Below are 15,601 nucleotides of genomic sequence, written 5' to 3'. Positions count from 1 at the left end.
CTCATCAAGCTGCGGCCGGAACCAGTGGAACGGGTTCACTTGCCCACCTCCCGCGCCGGGAGACGCAGCGGGCCCATGAGGCAACCCAATCCCAGAACGGACGCATGGCGGGCTTCTTCAGGCGGTAGCGGCCGGCATTCGACTGCTCGGCGATGAACCAGCGGGACAGCATCTCCGGCGGGCGCATCACGCCGAGGAATTCGCTGTGCTGGCCGAGCTCGGTGTGGTCGTTCGGAGCCGGCGTCGCCGTACAGCAGAGCCGATAGGGCGTGGCTGCGAACGCCTCCACCAGCTTGCGCTTGGTGGCGCCCGTAAAGCTCTTGAGGATGCTGCTCTCGTCAAGGATCACGCCGGCATAGTCGGCCGGGTCGAAGCGCTCCAGGCGCTCATAATTCGTGACGGCGATGCAGGCCCGCTCCGGAACCGTGCCGAAGCGCGAGAGTCGCGCGTCGACGCCGATGCGGTGCGCCTCCGCGACGTGCTGGGCGGCAAGCCGGGCGCAGCGGCAATCTAGATCCGGGCCGACAACGAGACCGGCGAGTTGGAGAGCGTCGTGATCCTCGGGCGCTTCGGCGAGGTGCCGGAGGACTTCGCGGACCTGGTCGCGGGCGGGTAGCCGATGCGCCGCGGCCGCGACCGAGGCGACGAGAGCGGTCCGCCCTCCACCACGGCCGAGTTGCGCGCCGAGGGCATCACCACGGTCGAGGTCTACTGCCGGCGCACCGGCTGCCGGCACCGCGCTGTCATCGCGACGGATCGATTCCCGGATGATCTGCCCTCGGATCGCTTCGCCTTCCGCCTGCGCTGCTCCCGCTGCGGAGCGCGCCGGCCGGAGGTCCGCCGGGACATGCTGGCGCATTATGCACGGATCCACGCCAAGACCGGCTGGCGCCCGACCGAATCTGGCCCGCTGCCAGCCCACTACAAGGTGGTCGGGCGGGACGTGCCGTGGCCGGATGAGGAGCCCTGAAACGAGAAAAGCCCAGCTGCGGAAGGGCAGCCGGGCTCAGAACGACCTCGGATCAGATGCAGGAGGGCACAACGTCCCCGGCAACGAAACAGCCCGCTGCGGCCGGGCCGGACGGCCTTGCTGGCTCTCTGGTGCGGGGCGCGTCAGGCTCGAAACTCAACCAGCTTGGCTATGGAAGGGCGGCGATGGGTGGAGGCTGTGTGAAAACGGCATCTCGCCTGGATAGCGCAGTAGGATTTTCCCCGAGATGGCCAGAGCGTAGATGGTCATATGCTCTTGGCCCATGCTATCGCTCCGTGGATAGAAAATTCTTCTACAGGCGCGCGGGCGTCGGTCGTTTTCACACATGGGGTAATCGCGGGAGCGTTCCCCCTCGGGCCGGAGTGACGCGGCCTACAATGGAAGCGGTGGTTGTTCCCCGGCAGGATGAAGTTGCGGGCTCACGACTGGACGCCGGGCCCATGCATCGAGCGGAGAACAACCATGGGTGAGTATATCGGTCTCGACGTGTCCCTGAAAGAGACGGCGCTCAGCGTGCGGCGGGACGGCAAGCGTGTTTGGCGCGGCAGGTGCGCTTCCGATCCTGCCGTCATTGCCAGGGTGCTGCGCAAGCATGCGCCCGAAGCCCAACGGATCGTATTTGAGACGGGTCCTTTGTCAGTTTGGTTCTACCACGCGCTGCGCGCCGAAGGCTTGCCAGCGATCTGCATCGACGCGCGCCATGCCAAGGCCGCGCTCGACATGGCCGCCAACAAAACCGACGCCAACGATGCCGACGGGCTGGCCCATCTGGCCGAGGTCGGCTTCTTCCGCGAAGTGCGGGTGAAGGGATACGACAGCCTGCTCGTGCGAACGCTTGTCGCCGCGCGCAGCAAGCTCGTGCAGGTGACGACCGAGCTATCCAATCAGATCCGCGGCCTGATGAAGACGTTCGGCTTGATCGTGCCGGGCGCAAAGGGCGGATCGTTCGAGGCGGAGGTTCGACGTCTCCTGTCGGGCGATCACGGTCTGGCTCGCGTCATCCTTCCGCTGCTTGAGGCCTGGAACGCGGTTCGCCGTCGAGCAGCGGAGCTCGGACGCCAGCTTCTGGCCGGTGCACGGCAGAGCCAAGCCTGCCAGCGGCTGATGGCGATTCCCGGGATCGGGGCGATCACCGCGACCGCCTTCGTGACCGCGATCGAGGATCCCGCCAACTTCCGATCGTCCCGCTCCGTCGCCGCCTGGTTCGGGTTGACGACGCGGCGCTATCAGTCGGGCGAGGTCGACTATGACGGGCATATCTCCCGGAGAGGAGACGCCCATATGCGAGGGCTTCTCTACGAGGCGGCGACCGTTCTCCTGACGCGTAGCCAGGTGGACAGCGACCTGCGAGCCTGGGGACTGAAGCTGCGCGAGCGGCTCGGCTTCAAGCGCGCCGCCGTGGCGGTCGCGCGCAAGCTGGCCGTCGTCATGCACGCCATGCTGAAGTCCGGCCACTCCTACCGTGCGAAGGCTGCCATGGCCTGATCCCAGAACACCCCAGCTTGTCGCGTCCCGAAGGCGCGTCGAGGCGTCCCTGCCGGGACGTGGGCGAACCATTCCGCCTAGGCTGTTGCACCGTGAGATCCAGACCGGTCCATCGAGTGCGCTTCACACATCGGAAGGTTCATCCTGCGAAGCCCCATCATGCGGCGGCTCATGCCGACCGCGAAGACGACCGTGCTCCCGGCAAACGACGGCCCGACAATCCAAAAAGGACTTGCTTTATGCGAGGCGATTAGACGACAGCCTCGGTGGACAGCAGCTCTCTACGCCTTTCGCCTGCAATGACCGGGGCTGACCCTTTCCAGACTTTCGCGTCGCGCGTGGCAAATGTCCGGTTCTAGGTACATTTCAGACCCGAACCGGCCCCACCTTCAGATCCATCAAGATGCCAGTCCGACGTTCGCGCCCAAACAACATGAATTGAATTCAGGAGGCGATTCGAATATCGACCGCCTCACTGCGTAATTTATATAAAATTCCTATCAGGTAATCGGCGCTTAGAAATTAATATGTAACGTTAAGCCGCAATCGGCTGCTTAGTGCAATTTTGTATGAACCCAGTTGATGATCGCATCGGCAACCTCACCATTGTTGGCCTCCAGCATCATCATATGACCGTTGCCCCGGATGCCGTGCTCCGCCAGAGCGAGCCGATCCGGCCGCGCCCCTGCCTGCTCCAGGAAGGCGCCCGTACAATCGTCCATCGTTGCCCGGAACGACGCTTCACCGGTGACAATGACGGCAGGGACTTTCGCCAAGTTCGGCAATCGGCGAGCTGGTTCGGCCTGGAGCCAGCAGCGAATCTGACCTGGCCGCAACGGCTTCTCAGCCTGCGCGATCGTCAGATCGGAGGGTGAGGTGACCGGCGGATCGAAATGCAGCGGCACACGGGTGATGCCGTAGGGCCGCGCCCGAGCATCTCCGATCTTCTCATACCAGTCCTCCCCGCCCTTGAAGCGGATGTCGAAGAACGTCGGTCCGTTCGGCTCGACGGCGACGTGCGCCTTCACGAGATCCGGCCGCTGATCCGATACGGCCCAGCCAAAGACGCCTGCCTGTGAGTGGGTCAGCAGGACCGACGGTCCGATTTTCTCCAGGAGGGCAATGAGCGCCGGGTCGACGAGCTCCTCACTCTTCAGCGCGCTCGCGATGAAGGGCACTTGGGAGAGATAGAACTGGTCGAACGCGGCATTGCCCTTCACGCCCGAACCGCCAGGCCACTGCGTGTGCAGCTTGGCCTGCGGAAAAAGATTGAAGTTCTCCTGGCCGGTGAAAATGCTCTCAAGGTCACCGGTGGTGAGCCGTGCGTATGGTCCATAGACTTCGGGGTTGTCACCGGACCGGCCGCGCCCAACCTGGTCGACGACATAGACGGCGAAGCCGCGCTCGACGAAGCGATCAACCCAACCCGGCCGTCCGTCAGGCGTGCCCAGGAAGTTGATCCCGGTCTGAGCGGTGCCATGCACCATCACCACGGGATAGGGCTGAGTCACCTGAGATGGTGCATGATACTGAACGAACATGTGGCCGACGGCGATCTCCTTCCCCTGGATCGTCTCGTAGTGACCACCCACGAAGAAGTATCCCTCCCGCTGGGCTGGCTTGAATGCGGCGGGCGGGTTGCTGTCCCGATCAGCCGCCTCAGCGGGGAAAAGGCACGCCAGCGCGAGCGCGCAGGCTGTGACAGCCCGAATCATGATTTCCTCCCATTGGCGTCTGATGCGCCTGCTGAAACCTAGCATCGGTGGCAAAGACGAGCGCGTGCGTCCAGCATGGGGTGGAGAGCGATCCACCGGACCGGAGTCAAGCTTCGCGCGTTTTCGTTGTGGCGGCGCGGCGAGCCGCCCAAACTGGCGGTGCGCGCTGGCCGGCTCAGCGAGCCGATGCACTGCGCCCGCTCAGGATCGTCCGTCGTCTCACCGTGAGGCCCTCAGGACAGACGACCAGCGCGGAGCTGCGACGAACGGCTTCACGAGGATCATCCCTATACGAACCCTTCGACCCTGTGCGGGACGTAAGGCGCCTCCAATGCGGCGATCTCCTCCGCCGACAGATTCAGCGAGAGGGCAGCGACGGCGTCCGTGAGATGGTTCGGCTTTGAGATGCCGACGATCGGTGCGGTCACACCGGCCTTCTGTGCAACCCACGCCAGGGCAACCTGTGCCTTCGGCACGCCGCGCTTCGCCGCGATGGCTGCAACCTCTTCGACGATCCGACGGTCCGCGTCCTCCGCCTGCCGATAGAGGGTGCCGCCGAACACGTCCGTCCTCTGGCGCTCGCTGGTCTCATCCCAGGCGCGCGTCAGACGCCCGCGCGCGAGGGGGCTCCAGGGAATTACCGCGATGCCCTGATCGGCGCAGAATGGCAGCATCTCGCGCTCCTCCTCGCGGTAGAGCAGGTTCAGGTGGTTCTGCATGCTGACGAACTCGGTCCAGCCATGCAGCCGCGCCGTGTAATTGGCCTTGGCGAACTGCCACGCAAACATTGAGGATGCGCCGATGTAGCGGGCCTTGCCGGCCTTCACGACGTCGTGGAGCGCCTCCATCGTCTCCTCGATGGGCGTGCCGTGATCCCAGCGGTGGATCTGGTAGAGGTCCACGTAGTCCGTGCCGAGCCGTTTCAGGCTGGCGTCAATCTCCATCATGATCGCCTTGCGCGACAGCCCGCTGCCGTTTGGACCGGGCCGCATGCGGTTGAAGACCTTGGTGGCAAGCACGATCTCGTCGCGCTGGGCGAAGTCGCGGATCGCCCGGCCGAGGATCTCCTCGGACGTGCCCGCCGAGTAGACGTTTGCCGTGTCGAGGAAGTTGATACCGGCTTCGAACCCTTGGCGGATCAGCGGCCGGCTTCGCTCCTCATTGAGCGTCCAGCTGTGGGTCCCACGTCCGGGATCGCCGAAGCTCATGCAGCCGAGGCAGAGGCGCGACACCTTCAGGCCGGTCGAGCCGAACTTCACGTAGTCCATCGGCAGGTTTCCTCGAGAGATTGGGCTGCGGCGCCGCCCGGATGGAGGTCGGATCGCGGGAGTGTGGCGCGCATGCCGATAGTAGGTCTCGTGCCGGGGGCTGGGAAGTCTTCCCCACCCTCGTGAATCGCCACGGCACATTGCCGAATGACCATTGCGGGACCGCGCGGCCGAAGCGCTAACCTGTGCCCGAGGGCCCCGATGCGGCCCTGGAGAGCCGGCGGCAAGCCGGCCCAGTCAGGGAGGGTTCGATGAGGCGCATGACGCCCATCTTGTGCGCGACGGTGTCCGCCGTCCTCTTCGGCGTACCCGCGCAGGCGCAGGTGCTCAAGGAATTCGGGAGCTTCCACGTCGGAGGGCGTCAGGTCAGCCTGAGCGGCTACCCGGTCACCGAGAGCGTCTTCACCCAGGGAGCCGCGCCCACGCGGGTCGATCCGAACGGCGACTTCGAGGTGGAGCAGATGTACGTCCAGTACCTGATCCCCGAGCCGCAGCGCGCCATGTATCCGTTGCTGATGTGGCACGGGGGCGGCCTCACGGGCGTCACGTGGGACACCAAGCCCGACGGCCAGCCCGGCTTCATGCAGTACTTCTTCCGGGCCGGCCATCCGATCTACGTGTCCGACGCGGTCGAGCGGGGCCGTGCCTCGTGGGCGCGCTACCCCGAGATCTATAAGACGGCACCGTTCTTCCGCACCAAAAAGGAGGCGTGGGAGCAGTTCCGGATCGGCCCGATCTATGCGACCGACCCATCCGAGCGCGCCGCCATGCCGGGAGGGAAATTTCCGGTCCAGGCGTTCGACCGGTTCGCTAAGCAATTCGTCCCGCGCTGGACGAGCAACGACGGGATCACGCAGCGCGCCTACGACGCGCTGATCCAGAAGGTCGGTCCCGCCGTCGTGATGGTGCATTCGCAGGCCGGCAATTTCGGGTTCCACGCGGCCCTGAATGCCCCGGACAAGGTCAAGGCTCTGATCGCCATCGAGCCGGCGGGGGCGCCCGCGCCGGGGCCCGACCTCGACCGGCTGACCGCGATCCCGATGCTCATCATCTGGGGCGACAACATCGAGCGCGAGCCTGTCTGGGTGCGCCAGCAGCCCTTCTCGCTCAAGTTCGCGGCCGACCTGAAGGCGCGCGGCGGCGATGTCGAGGTGATCGAGCTGCCGAAGGTCGGCATCACCGGCAATGATCACATGATCATGATGGATACCAATTCCGATCAGATCGCAGGACTGATCGAAGATTGGATGAAGAGGAAGGGGCTCACGCAATAGCCCGATCCGCTGCGGGGCCGCAAGCGTCTCGCAGCCTTCGCGAACCGCGATGGCGGCTTCCCGAATGACCATTATGGCGGGGCGCCACCGCGGGGTAAGGCAGATTCAACTTCAACGATCGTGCGACGGCGCGGTACCGGGCGGGACGGCCCGGGCCGGACGCGGCGGGAGGGGACAGGATGGAGGCGAGCCCGGGGCCGAAGACCCTCGTGGAGAAGATCTGGGACCGTCACCGCGTGACGACGCGCGAGGACGGGCAGGACCTGCTCTTCATCGACCGGCACTACATCCACGACGTCACCGCGACGGCTTTCGCGATGCTGCGGGAGAGGGGCCTCAAGCCCCGCGCGCCGTCGCGGATCTTCGGCACGGCCGACCACTACGTTCCGACCCACGGCCGCGACCTGACTGCCGTGAACCATCCCGAGCGCCGGACGATGATCGAGGCGCTGACCCGGGACGCGTCGGAATCCGGAATCACCCTGTTCGGCATCGACGACTCACGCCAGGGGATCGTCCACGTCGTCGGGCCCGAGCAGGGGCTGAGCCTGCCGGGCATGACGATCGTGTGCGCCGACAGCCACACGGCCACGCATGGGGCGCTCGGGGCGCTCGCCTTTGGCATCGGTGCGACCGAGGTCGGTCACGTGCTCGCGACCCAGACGCTGTGGCAGCGCCGGCCGCGGCGCATGCGGATCCGCATCGACGGCTGGCTCGGTCGGGGCGTCACACCCAAGGACGTCATCCTGGCGGTGATCGCAGAGATCGGCGTCGCCGGCGCTACGGGACACACGGTCGAGTATGCCGGGCCGGTCATCGAGGCGATGTCCATGGAGGGACGCCTGACCGTCTGCAACATGTCGATCGAGGCTGGGGGCCGGGCCGGGATGATCGCGCCCGACGACACGACTTTCGACTACATCCACGGGCGGCCTTATGCCCCGCAGGGCGCCGAATGGGACCGCTCAATCGCCGCGTGGCGACTCCTGCGCTCGGATGACGCGACCTTCGACCGCGAGGTGACCCTCGACGGGAGCGACATCGTGCCGATGGTGACCTGGGGCACGACCCCCGAGGACGCTGTCGGCGTGACGGGCCGGGTGCCCGATCCGGAGGATGTCGCTGATCCCGCGCGGCGGGAGGGAATGGCGAGGTCGCTCGCCTATATGGGGCTGACCCCGGGCACGCCGCTGGAAGAGGTTCCGGTCGACCGCGTCTTCATCGGGTCCTGCACGAACGGGCGGATCGAGGATCTGCGCTCCGCGGCCGCGGTCGTCCAGGGGCGCAAAGTGGACCGGCGCGTCGAAGCCTGGGTCGTGCCCGGCTCCTCACAGGCCAAGGCCCAGGCTGAGGCCGAGGGGCTGGACCGCATCTTCAAGGCGGCGGGCTTCGAGTGGCGCTACGCCGGCTGCTCCATGTGCCTCGCCACCAACGGCGACACGGTCGCGCCGGGACAGCGCTGCGCCTCGACCTCCAACCGCAACTTCGTCGGCCGCCAAGGGCCTGGCGCGCGCACGCACCTGATGAGCCCCGCCATGGCGGCAGCCGCGGCGGTAACGGGGCACCTCACCGATGTGCGCCGGCTGATGGAGGCCTGAATGGAGCGGCTCGACAGACTGGAATCGCCGGCGCTTCCCGTCGCGATCGTCAACTGCGACACCGACCAGATCCTGCCGGCGCAGTACCTGCAGAAGCTGCGGTCGGAGAATTTCGGGCCGTTCCTGTTCCGGCAGCTTCGCTTCCGCGACGACGGATCGGAGGTGGAGGACTTCGTCCTGAACCGGGCTCCCTACCGCGCAGCTCGAGTCCTCGTGGCCGACCGCAACTTCGCCTGCGGCTCGTCCCGCGAGCACGCCGTCTGGGCGCTCTACGATTACGGATTCCGTGTCGTGATCGCGCCGAGCTTCGGCGACATCTTCTTCGCCAACAGCCTGAAGAACGGCCTCCTGCCGATCGTGCTGCCCCAGCAGGTCGTGTCGGCGGAGCTGGAGGCGCTCGCCCGCAACCCGGGCGCGATGATCGCGGTCGACTTGCCCGAGCAGACGGTCCGGCTTTCCGGGGGCGCGATCCACAGCTTCGAGGTCAATGCCTTCGCCAAGCGGTGCCTGCTGAGCGGCCTCGACGAGCTCGGCTATACGTTGGCCCATTCGGACGAGATCGACGCCTTCGAGGCGCGTTACGAGAGCGGGCGCTGAGCGGCTCGCGCCTGAGACGACACGGGAGGACGGGAATGACGATAGCGGTCATGGGCGGCGATGGCATCGGCCCGGAGGTGACGGCGCAGGCCGTCAAGGTGCTGCGCCACATGCTGCCCAACGCCGAACTGGAATGGGCGCCGATCGGCCTTGCGGGCATTGAGGCCCGCGGCAAGCCGCTCCCGGACGAGACGCTGGCCCTGGCCAAGCGCGCCGACGCGATCCTGCTCGGTTCGGTCGGCGGGTCGGTACGCGGCCTTGACGAGGCGCGCCTGCCCCGGGCCGAGCGCCCGGGTACCGGCCTCCTCGACCTGCGCGAGGCGCTCGTCCTGTTCGCGAACTACCGTCCGGCGGTCCTGTACCCGGAGCTGATCGGCGCTTCGAGCCTGCGCCCCGAGGTCATTGAGGGACTCGACCTCATCATCCTGCGGGAGCTGAACGGAGACGCGTATTTCGGCGAGCCGCGCGGCATCACGACGACGCCGTCGAACGAGCGGGTCGGCATCAACACGATCCGCTACACCGAATCGGAGATCGAGCGCATCGCGCACGCCGCCTTCCGCTGCGCGCGCGGCCGCCGGAAGAAGCTGTGCTCGGTCGACAAGGCAAACGTTCTCGAGGTCATGCAGCTCTGGCGCGAGGTGGTGACGCGCGTCGGGCGCGACTACCCGGACGTCGAGCTCTCGCACCTGTTCATCGACGCGGCGTCCATGGAACTCGTGCGCAAGCCCACGCAGTTCGACGTGATCGTGACCGGCAACATGTTCGGCGACATCCTGTCGGACGCTGCCGCGATGCTCACCGGCTCGATCGGCATGCTGCCCTCGGCCTCCCTGGGACACGACCACCGCGGCCTGTACGAGCCCGTGCACGGCACGGCGCCCGACATCGCCGGCAAGGACATCGCCAACCCGCTCGCCGCCATCCTCTCCGTCGCCATGATGCTGCGGCACAGCTTCGGGCTCGAGGACAGGGCGGCGCAGGTCGAGGCGGCCGCCCGCGCGGTCCTGGCCCAGGGTTACCGCACGGCCGACATTCAGCAGCCGGGCTGCCGGCTGGTGGGCACGCGCGAGATGGGCGATGCCGTCCTGGATGCACTGCGGAGCGCGTCATCGCACTAGCATCGCGCAGGGTCCGGCCATCACCGCCACAACGAGAAAAACAGCCCGGAGGAAGCAGAGTGAGGACAATCACCTTAGCGATCCTGTCGACCGCGCTCGCGATCGCCGGGGCGCCGGTCTCCCAGGCCGAGGAGAAGCCCGAGAAGACGGAGGTGCATATCGGGGCGGCGTCGACGGGAATGACTTACTTGCCGCTCCTCGTCGCCAAGCAGCGCCGCTTCTTCGAGGATGAGGGCATCACCGTCACGATCGCAGCCTTCTCGGGCGGCTCGAAGGCCCTTGAGGCGCTGCTCGGCGGTTCGAGCGACGCGGTCGCGGGCGCCTATTCCAACACCCTGACGATGGCTGCGAAGGGGCAGAAGCTCGTGACCTTCGCGGCGCAGGTGAACTGCCCGGCCTGGATCTTCGGGCTCGCCAAGAAGAACTTCGGCAAGGTCAGCTCGATCGCCGACCTGAAGGGCAAGCGGATTGGCGTCTCCGCGCCGGGGTCGAGCACCCACATGGCGGTGACCTACATCCTCCACAAGGCGGGGCTGAAGCCGGAGGACGTCTCGTTCATCGGAGTCGGCCAAGCGGCCGGCGCGGTCGCAGCGATCAAAGCCGGGCAGCTCGACGCCCTGATCGTCAACGACCCGGTCGCGACGCTCCTGATGGATGCGGGCGAGATCCGGCCGCTCGCCGAGATGCGGACCGAGGAGGGCAACAAACAGGTCTTCGGCGCCGACTATCCGGAATCGAGCCTCTACTCGACCAAGGCGTTCATCGACAAGAATCCACGGACCATCCAGGCAATCACGAACGCGATCGTCCGCGCCGAGCAGTGGATCGCAAGGGCCACGCCGGAGGAGGTCGCGGCCTCCGTTCCGCCGGAGTACATGGTCGACGACAAGACCCTCTACGCGAAGGCGTTTCAGAACAGCCGCCGCTGCATTTCGCAGACCGGCCAGCTCTCGGCGGAGGGCGCGCGGACGGTCAAGGAGGTACTCGCCGCCTTTGAGCCTAGCGTCGCCAAGGCGGCGATCAACCTCGAGGCTACCTACGACAACAGCTTCGTCCAGCGTGCCGCGGAGAAGCGGCCATGAGCGCCGTGGCCCGCCGCGTCGCGGCACAGCCCGCGCGCGCCGCCGAGGCGCGCGAGGCCGTCTCCTTCGCCGGTGTCACCTGCACCTTCGCAGGCCAAGGTGGGGGAGGCTCCACCTACACCGCCGTGCAGGATGTCAACCTCGTGATCCGCGAGGGCGAGTTCGTGTCCGTGGTCGGGCCGACCGGATGCGGGAAGTCGACCCTCCTCAACGTCGCGGCCGGGCTGATCGCCCCCTCCTCCGGCACATTGCGGGTGTTCGGGCAGGATCTCGGCGGCGGTCTCAACCGCGACGCCTCCTACCTGTTCCAGGTCGACGCGCTGATGCCGTGGAAGACCGCCGAGGACAACGTCGCGGCCGGGCTGCTCTTCCGTGGGACGCCCAAGGCCGAGGCGCTGGCGACGGCCCGCGACTGGCTGGTCCGGGTAGGCCTCGACGGCCACGGACGGAAGTATCCGCACCAGATGTCGGGCGGCATGCGCAAGCGGGCCGGCCTCGCGCAGGCCCTCGCCCTGAACCCGCGTATCCTGCTGATGGACGAGCCCTTCAGCGCGCTCGACATCCAGACGCGCCAGCTGATGGAGAACGAGCTGCTGCAGATCTGGTCGGCGGACCGCAAGTCCGTGATCTTTGTGACGCACGACCTCGAAGAGGCGATCTCGCTGTCGGACCGCGTCGTCGTGCTCTCCGCCGGACCCGCGACGCGGCCGATCGCCGAGTTCGAGATCGATCTCGAGCGGCCGCGCGAGGTCGCGGAGATCCGCATGACCCAGCGCTTTCTCGAACTGCATGCAGCGATCTGGGACGTCCTCAAAGGAGAGGTGCTGAAGAGCTATGCGCGCAACCGTCCTTGATCCGCGCAACCGCGCCCTCGTCCAGGCCGTCCGCCTCGCGCTGCTGCTCGGTGGGGTGTTCCTGTGGTGGCTCCTCACCGCCCTCGACCTGATCCCGGTCTTCTTCTTCGGCGACCCCGTCGGGGTGGCGAGGCAGCTCGCCACCTGGTTCGCGTCGGGAACGGTGTTCACCCACCTCTCCGTCACCCTGATCGAGACGCTCCTCGCCTTCGGGATCGGGACGGCGCTCGGGCTCGGGATCGGCCTCTGGTTGGCCCTGAACCCCTTCCTCGCCGAGGTCTTCGACCCCTTCATCAAGGCGTTCAACTCGATGCCCCGCCTGATCTTCGCGCCGATCTTCGCGCTCTGGTTCGGGCTCGGCATCTGGTCGAAGGTGGCGCTTGGCGTCACCCTCGTCTTCTTCGTCGTGTTCTTCAACGTGTTCCAGGGCGTGCGGGAGGTGAGCCCCGTGGTCCTGGCCAACACGCGCATGCTCGGGGCCGGGCCGCGGCAGCTCTTGCGCCACGTCTACCTGCCCTCGGCGACGAGCTGGGTGTTCTCGAGCCTTCACAACGCGGTCGGGATCGCCTTTGTGGGCAGCGTGGTCGGCGAGTACCTCGGCTCGGAGCGGGGCGTCGGATACCTCATCCTCCTCGCCGAAGGCGTCTTCGACATCAACGCGGTGATCGCCGGTATTCTCCTGCTGACCGTCTTCGCCCTCCTCCTCGATATCGCGGTCTCCTTCCTAGAGAACCACCTCCTGCGCTGGCGCCCGACTGCCGGCCAAACCGTCGCGGCGAGTGCCTGATCATGCAGCGCAATAGCATCAACCTCGAAGGGCGCGTCGCGGTGGTCACCGGCGGGGCGCAGGGGATCGGCTTCGCGATCGTCCGGCGCTTCCTGACGTCGGGCGCGCAGGTCGTGGTCTGGGACGTCAACCCGCAGCAGCTTGACGCGGCGACGGCCGAACTCGGCGCAGGGGCCCGGGTGCGCGGGGAGAGGGTGAACATCGCTGCGCTCCGGGAGGTCGAGACCGCCGTCGCGGGCGTCCTGGCTGCGGAGGGGAGAATCGACATCCTCGTCAACAATGCCGCCATCGTGGGGCCGAACGCTCCGCTCGCCGACTACCCGGAGCAGGCGTGGCGCGACGTCATCGACGTCGACGTGAACGGCACCTTCCACTGCTGCCGCGCCGTCGTCCCGGCCATGATCGCCCGGAACTACGGGCGCATCGTGACCATCGCCTCGATCGCCGGCAAGGAAGGCAACCCGAACGCGGCCGCCTACAGCTCCGCCAAGGCCGCCGTGATCGCGATGACGAAGTCCCTCGGCAAGGAGCTCGCCGCTCACGACATCGCGGTGAACTGCGTGACGCCCGCGGTCGCCCGCACGCCGGGAGCGATGGAGCAGTCGCCCGACCACATCGCCTACATGCTGGGCAAGATCCCGCGCGGCCGATTCCTCGAACTCGACGAGGCGGCCGCGATGGTCGCGTGGCTGGCGAGCGAGGAGAACTCCTTCGCGACCAGCGCGGTGTTCGACCTCTCTGGAGGCCGGGCGACCTATTGACCGCAGCGGGCGTGCCGCGCGCTGCGGGGATGCGGGACGAGTCACGCCCCCGGCGAACGATCAGACATCCGGCGACCGAGGATCAGCCATGGCCCGCCTCCCGACGATCACGCTGACCGCCCTCCTGGCCGCGGCGGCGCCGCACGCCGCGCACGCGCAAGCCGCGCCGGAGAAGCCGGAGATCCACCTCGCCGCCGCGGGCCTGGGCTTTCCCTACCTGCCCTTCATGGTTGCGAGCCAGCGGGGCTCTTTCCGGGAGGAGGGGCTCGCCGTCCGGATCGCCGTGTTCCAGGGCGGGGCCAAGGCACTCGAGGCCCTCCTGGGCGGAAGCGCGGACGTGGTGGCGGGGGCCTACTCCAACACGATCACCATGGGCGCCAAGGGGCAGAAGCTCGTCGCCTTCGCTATCCAGGCCGATTGTCCGGACTGGGTCTTCGGCGTGACCCGCAAGAGCGCGGGCGCGATCCGGTCTGTCGCCGACCTCGTGGGCAAGCGGATCGGCGTCAGCTCGCCCGGATCGAGTTTCCACATGGGCGTGAACTACCTCCTGACGCGGGCCGGCCTGAAGCCCAGCGACGTCTCGATCATCGGGATCGGCTCGTCGAGCGGCGCCGTGGCGGCGGCCCGCGCCGGCCTCGTCGACGCGCTGATGGTGAACGACCCGGTCGCAACGATCCTCATGGCGTCCGGCGACCTCCATCCGCTCGTCGAGATGCGGACGCAAGGGGGCAACCGCGCGGCCTTCGGCGGCGACTACACCGAGGCCGCGATGTACACGACGAAGCGCTTCGCGGAGGCGAACCCGCGAACAGTGCAGGCGGTGGCCAACGCCATCGTCAAGGCCGAACGTTGGCTCGCGACCGCCACCGCGGAGGACGTCGCGCAGAGCGTGCCGCCCGATTATGTGACAGCGGACAAGGCCGTCTTCGCCGAGGCCTTCCGGCACGTCCGCTGCCTCTCCCGCGACGGCCGGATGACCTCCGAAGCGGCGAAGACCGTCCTCGATGTCCTGACCGCCTTCGACCCCGTCCTCGGTGCCGCAAAGGTCGACCTCGGTGCCACCTACGACAACACCTTTGTCGAGCGGGCCCCGAAATAGGCCCGACCGTCCCCACACGCGCGGAGAGGCAGGATGACGGACTTCCAGGTCATCGCGAGCGACCTGCAGTTTCCCGAGGGGCCCGTCGCCTGCAGCGATGGCTCGCTCTTTCTCGTGGAGATCCAGCGGGAGACCATCACGCGCATCGCTCCGGACGGAACGGTCGCGATCGCTGCGTGGACGGGCGGCGGGCCGAACGGGCTCGCGGCCGGCCCGGACGGCGCGCTCTACGTCTGCAACAACGGCGGCTTCCTCTTCCAGCAGATCACGGGCTTCAACCGGACGCGCCCCGGGGTGCATCCCGACTACGCAGGCGGCCGCATCGAGCGCTTTGATCCCGCAACGGGGGATCTGCGCACGCTCTACGACCGGTGCGGCGCCCACCGGCTGTGCGGGCCGAACGACCTCGTCTTCGACCGGCACGGCGGCTTCTACTTCACGGATTTCGGCAAGAACCGCGAGAGGGACCGCGACCACGCCGGCCTCTACTACGCCCGCGCAGACGGCTCCTACATCGTCGAGATTGCCTACCCGCTAGTGACGGCCAACGGGGTCGGGCTCTCGCCGGACGAGTCCGTGGTCTATGTCTCGGAAACCGAGACCGGACGGGTCTGGGCGTTCGATCTCGACGCGCCTGGGCAGGCCCGCAAGCACCCCTTCCCATCGCCGAATGGTGGGCGGCTGCTCTGCGCCCTGCCGGGCTACCAGCGCCTCGACAGCATGGCGCTCGACGCGCACGGCAACCTCTGTATCGGAACGCTCATCAGCGGGTGTATCACCGTCATCTCGCCCGCGGGGACGATCCTGCAACAGGTGCCGTTCCCGGACCCGATGGTGACCAACATCTGCTTTGGTGGTCCCAACCTGCGGACGGCCTACGTCACGCTCTCGGGGACCGGGCAGCTCGTGGCGGTGGCATGGCCCGAGTCCGGGCTGCCCCTGCCCTTCTCGCGGTGAGGGCGTATCGCC

General features: G+C 67.4%; 15 protein-coding genes. 12 read left to right on the top strand and 3 right to left on the bottom strand.

Going from position 1 to position 15,601, the window contains the following annotated elements; translation table 11 throughout:
- Nucleotides 1-4: 4 nt before the first annotated feature.
- Nucleotides 5-736, bottom strand: a complete 732-nt coding sequence (locus tag MNOD_RS50570; RefSeq protein ID WP_198157684.1) for a DEAD/DEAH box helicase family protein — start codon at nucleotides 734-736, stop codon at nucleotides 5-7.
- On the opposite strand from MNOD_RS50570, the gene MNOD_RS42905 reads away from it, so the two are divergent.
- Together MNOD_RS42905 and MNOD_RS10915 are read left to right on the top strand one after the other, a co-directional pair.
- Nucleotides 620-970, top strand: coding sequence for a hypothetical protein (locus MNOD_RS42905; RefSeq protein ID WP_083786368.1), 351 nt, complete (start codon nucleotides 620-622; stop codon nucleotides 968-970). The genes MNOD_RS50570 and MNOD_RS42905 overlap by 117 nt on opposite strands.
- Before the next feature lie 483 nt (nucleotides 971-1,453).
- A complete protein-coding gene (locus tag MNOD_RS10915) occupies nucleotides 1,454-2,476 on the top strand; it encodes an IS110-like element ISMno14 family transposase (protein WP_015926997.1) in 1,023 nt (340 codons plus the stop codon).
- A 554-nt stretch (nucleotides 2,477-3,030) separates the two neighbouring features.
- Here MNOD_RS10915 and MNOD_RS10910 read toward each other — a convergent pair.
- Together MNOD_RS10910 and MNOD_RS10905 are read right to left on the bottom strand one after the other, a co-directional pair.
- Complete coding sequence (locus MNOD_RS10910) at nucleotides 3,031-4,191, bottom strand: alpha/beta hydrolase (RefSeq protein ID WP_015928925.1); 1,161 nt, start codon at nucleotides 4,189-4,191, stop codon at nucleotides 3,031-3,033.
- Between the two features lie 287 nt (nucleotides 4,192-4,478).
- A complete protein-coding gene (locus MNOD_RS10905) occupies nucleotides 4,479-5,459 on the bottom strand; it encodes an aldo/keto reductase (RefSeq protein WP_015928924.1) in 981 nt (326 codons plus the stop codon).
- Between the two features lie 260 nt (nucleotides 5,460-5,719).
- Between MNOD_RS10905 and MNOD_RS10900 the strand changes: the two genes are divergently transcribed.
- The 10 genes from MNOD_RS10900 to MNOD_RS10855 all read left to right on the top strand — a co-directional run bounded on the left by MNOD_RS10900 (nucleotide 5,720) and on the right by MNOD_RS10855 (nucleotide 15,589).
- The gene (locus tag MNOD_RS10900) at nucleotides 5,720-6,733 is read left to right on the top strand and encodes an alpha/beta hydrolase (RefSeq protein ID WP_083786670.1); all 1,014 of its coding nucleotides are present in this window, start codon (nucleotides 5,720-5,722) and stop codon (nucleotides 6,731-6,733) included.
- Nucleotides 6,734-6,912: 179 nt separating this feature from the next.
- Entirely contained in the window at nucleotides 6,913-8,331 is a 1,419-nt protein-coding gene (leuC, locus tag MNOD_RS10895) for a 3-isopropylmalate dehydratase large subunit (protein WP_015928922.1), read from the top strand.
- Nucleotides 8,332-8,928 carry a 3-isopropylmalate dehydratase small subunit gene (gene leuD, locus MNOD_RS10890; RefSeq protein WP_015928921.1) on the top strand — a complete coding sequence of 199 codons (597 nt, stop codon included), beginning with the start codon at nucleotides 8,332-8,334 and terminating at the stop codon, nucleotides 8,926-8,928. It abuts the gene before it with no gap.
- A gap of 35 nt (nucleotides 8,929-8,963) precedes the next feature.
- Nucleotides 8,964-10,049 (top strand): 3-isopropylmalate dehydrogenase, encoded by a 1,086-nt coding sequence (gene leuB, locus MNOD_RS10885; RefSeq protein ID WP_015928920.1) that lies wholly within the window; start codon nucleotides 8,964-8,966, stop codon nucleotides 10,047-10,049.
- A 59-nt stretch (nucleotides 10,050-10,108) separates the two neighbouring features.
- A complete protein-coding gene (locus MNOD_RS10880; RefSeq protein WP_015928919.1) occupies nucleotides 10,109-11,131 on the top strand; it encodes an ABC transporter substrate-binding protein in 1,023 nt (340 codons plus the stop codon).
- On the top strand, nucleotides 11,128-11,985 hold the full coding sequence (locus tag MNOD_RS10875; RefSeq protein WP_015928918.1) for an ABC transporter ATP-binding protein: 858 nt from the start codon (nucleotides 11,128-11,130) through the stop codon (nucleotides 11,983-11,985). Before MNOD_RS10880 ends, MNOD_RS10875 begins: the two co-directional genes overlap by 4 nt.
- Entirely contained in the window at nucleotides 11,966-12,772 is an 807-nt protein-coding gene (locus tag MNOD_RS10870) for an ABC transporter permease (RefSeq protein WP_015928917.1), read from the top strand. The genes MNOD_RS10875 and MNOD_RS10870 overlap by 20 nt, the downstream gene beginning before the upstream one ends.
- A gap of 2 nt (nucleotides 12,773-12,774) precedes the next feature.
- A complete protein-coding gene (locus MNOD_RS10865) occupies nucleotides 12,775-13,533 on the top strand; it encodes an SDR family NAD(P)-dependent oxidoreductase (protein WP_015928916.1) in 759 nt (252 codons plus the stop codon).
- A gap of 88 nt (nucleotides 13,534-13,621) precedes the next feature.
- On the top strand, nucleotides 13,622-14,632 hold the full coding sequence (locus tag MNOD_RS10860) for an ABC transporter substrate-binding protein (protein WP_015928915.1): 1,011 nt from the start codon (nucleotides 13,622-13,624) through the stop codon (nucleotides 14,630-14,632).
- Nucleotides 14,633-14,665: 33 nt separating this feature from the next.
- Complete coding sequence (locus MNOD_RS10855; RefSeq protein ID WP_015928914.1) at nucleotides 14,666-15,589, top strand: SMP-30/gluconolactonase/LRE family protein; 924 nt, start codon at nucleotides 14,666-14,668, stop codon at nucleotides 15,587-15,589.
- The last annotated feature ends 12 nt before the right edge of the window (nucleotides 15,590-15,601 follow it).

The organism is Methylobacterium nodulans ORS 2060 (assembly GCF_000022085.1).
In the GTDB taxonomy this organism is placed as follows: domain Bacteria; phylum Pseudomonadota; class Alphaproteobacteria; order Rhizobiales; family Beijerinckiaceae; genus Methylobacterium; species Methylobacterium nodulans.
The sequence above is the reverse complement of the archived record's forward strand: the minus strand, read 5'-3'. Positions and strand labels throughout refer to the sequence as shown.